We start from the raw sequence: 2393 nt of genomic DNA, 5'->3' as shown, positions 1-2393 counted from the left end.
CAATTAAAAGACCTAACACTACTAATGTTAAGTATCCTGAAAGTGTTCTAAAAAATATGTCAGATCCGAGTAAAGTAGTTTGGCCACCACAGTCACTATACCCGAATGGAGCTATAAAAGGGTCAGCCAAGGATATAACTTTACCAGCTGGAACAATATTAGACAGATTTGGTAGCCCTAGAGGAAGATTTTTAGGAGTCTACGGTACACCTTTCGAAATGCGATCTTTATCACCGACATCATTAAACGATATCTATTTTGTATACAGAGTGCTTAAACCATTACCAGTTGAGTCTGGTACAATTGCACCATGGTTTGGTATGAAAGGTGGAGGTATACAATATTTCAGCAAAACCAATGTTGAAACACTTGTCAAACAAGGCTATCTAGAACTTGTAGCTGGTCCTATTAAATAATTTTGGAAAAAAATATATGGCTTTTAAATTTTTACAAGCATGTTATGGTTCACAACCAGTAATTTATCAAGGCATAGATTTATGGAAAGCTGATTGGATAGAATCTCATGAATCACAAATTTTATTAGAACCACGTCAAGGAGAAAAGTATTTATTTGATATTTACTATACAACAATTGGCAAAAAAAAGATTAAATTTGCATTTCAAGAAATTACCAATAATGTTTATGCTTTTTTTATCGATGAATAATTTTGAGGTACTTATATATTTAAAAGCGAAGATTTTTTATTTATCTTCGCTAACTCCTTAAAAAATGGAAAAATATTATTGCCGATATGGATAGTTATGCAGAAAAAGCTATTAAAGATGGTACAGGTAATGCCAAACTCAATCTACAATTAGATGTTTGTAAATAAGAAGGGTTTTTAAATGCGTAAAGAATGTATAGAAATTATTATTGAAGAACTGGGGGAACCAATACAAACCTAATCAGTTACCGAAGATATATTAGTCAAGTATAAAAATATAGTTCCTGAAATTTTACTAGAAATCTGGCAAGACGAAGGCTTTTGTCAATTTCAACAAGGATTATATAATATTATAAACCCAGATGATTGGCAGGATGTAGTTGATGTCTGGATGGAAAATACCCCTTTTCAACAGTTAGGTAATTTTTATGCTTTAGCTCGTAATGCTTTTGGTTGTATATATATAATCCAAATACAAAATCTAGACTAACAATAGATACTATTATGGGTACAATTAGCGGATCTATAGGTAGTAAATATTCTGCTGAGATAGTTATCAGAAGTTATTTTTCTGGTATTGATAAAAATAGGGAAGATTTCGCGTTACTAGATGACAAACCCATTTTTAAAAAGGCAGTCAAAAAACTTGGTCCTTTAGGCTGGTACGAAATGTATGCTTTTGAACCAGCTTTTGCGATTGTTGGTGATGCAGCCTTAACAATGGATAATCTTGTCAAAGTCGATGCTCGTGTACATATGCTACTTCTACGTGACCTTATCGATCAGCCCAAAATCTGGTCTTTTAATATTGAAGAAGATTTAAAACGTATAGGGACATCCTTAGCCGAAATTACTGGAAAAAATAGACCATAATAATTACTCTCTTAAATAAATAGATGGGTCAAACGCTCATCTATCTTTCTTTAGAATTATTCCAATTCATACGAAGATCTTATAATTTATAAAATTATTGAATCTACATCAAAAGCTAAAATTAAAAAAGTTATGCAGGTTTCATTACCTAAATTAGGTGAATCAGGTAACACTATCGCTAAATTATTTGATTGGAAAGCAGGAAGTAAACCTACGGAGTTATTAAAATGAATTCAGATATAATAGATATCAAACGACAAGGAATCTATAAGAAATTTCCAAGTTTTGAGCTTTATATTCAAAGTTTGGGTAACTCTAATGATCAAATTTTCCTTGATTTATTAGATAAATACATAAAAGATGGGGATTTTCAACATAAATCTGAATTTGGAGTATTAGATTACAACATATTTTATGCTTTCAATGGTTTGGGAAGTTATTTACAACGCTTGAAGCAAAAGTCATTCGAAGATTTTCAAACTAAAAATATATTTAATGAAAGTTATTTTTTTCAAGCCATTAGCTATCTTTATTGGCAAACTTGTTTTGAAATACATCAATGCTCAAAATCTATCGAGCTATTTAACAATGGAGTAAATGATCAATTAAATACTATGTTCTTCTTAAAAAGTAAAGTTTCTGATCTTGGAACATATTTACAATTTGACATGTTAGAGGAAGCCAAATTTCTAACTAATAAATATTTAGATTTTATTAATTCACCTACATCTTTAAAAATATTTAATGACGAGGGTGATTTATATCATCGAAGAACTCAATATTTTGTATTACGACTTTTAAACAACTATTGGTTTAAAAAAGATATTAATTTTCCAACATGTGCATTTGATGAAC

The 2393-nt window shown here is 30.2% G+C and carries 5 protein-coding genes; all 5 read left to right on the top strand.

Annotated elements, in window-relative coordinates; genetic code table 11:
* Positions 1 to 416: TNT domain-containing protein (locus GGG_RS20150; RefSeq protein ID WP_138920300.1), on the top strand; the 416-nt coding region annotated here is incomplete at its 5' end.
* A gap of 16 nt (positions 417 to 432) precedes the next feature.
* Entirely contained in the window at positions 433 to 666 is a 234-nt protein-coding gene (locus tag GGG_RS0118725) for a hypothetical protein (RefSeq protein ID WP_010117853.1), read from the top strand.
* A 255-nt stretch (positions 667 to 921) separates the two neighbouring features.
* Positions 922 to 1155 carry a GAD-like domain-containing protein gene (locus tag GGG_RS21635; RefSeq protein ID WP_081399957.1) on the top strand — a complete coding sequence of 78 codons (234 nt, stop codon included), beginning with the start codon at positions 922 to 924 and terminating at the stop codon, positions 1153 to 1155.
* 14 nt (positions 1156 to 1169) lie between these two features.
* Positions 1170 to 1538 (top strand): T6SS immunity protein Tdi1 domain-containing protein, encoded by a 369-nt coding sequence (locus GGG_RS0118715; RefSeq protein WP_010117852.1) that lies wholly within the window; start codon positions 1170 to 1172, stop codon positions 1536 to 1538.
* Between the two features lie 227 nt (positions 1539 to 1765).
* Positions 1766 to 2393 (top strand): hypothetical protein (locus GGG_RS20145; RefSeq protein ID WP_010117849.1); only part of this gene is annotated, 628 nt, incomplete at its 3' end.

Source organism: Acinetobacter sp. P8-3-8, from assembly GCF_000214135.1.
Lineage (GTDB): Bacteria > Pseudomonadota > Gammaproteobacteria > Pseudomonadales > Moraxellaceae > Acinetobacter.
Note: the sequence above shows the minus strand (reverse complement) of the source record. Positions and strands in the feature narration are given on the sequence as shown.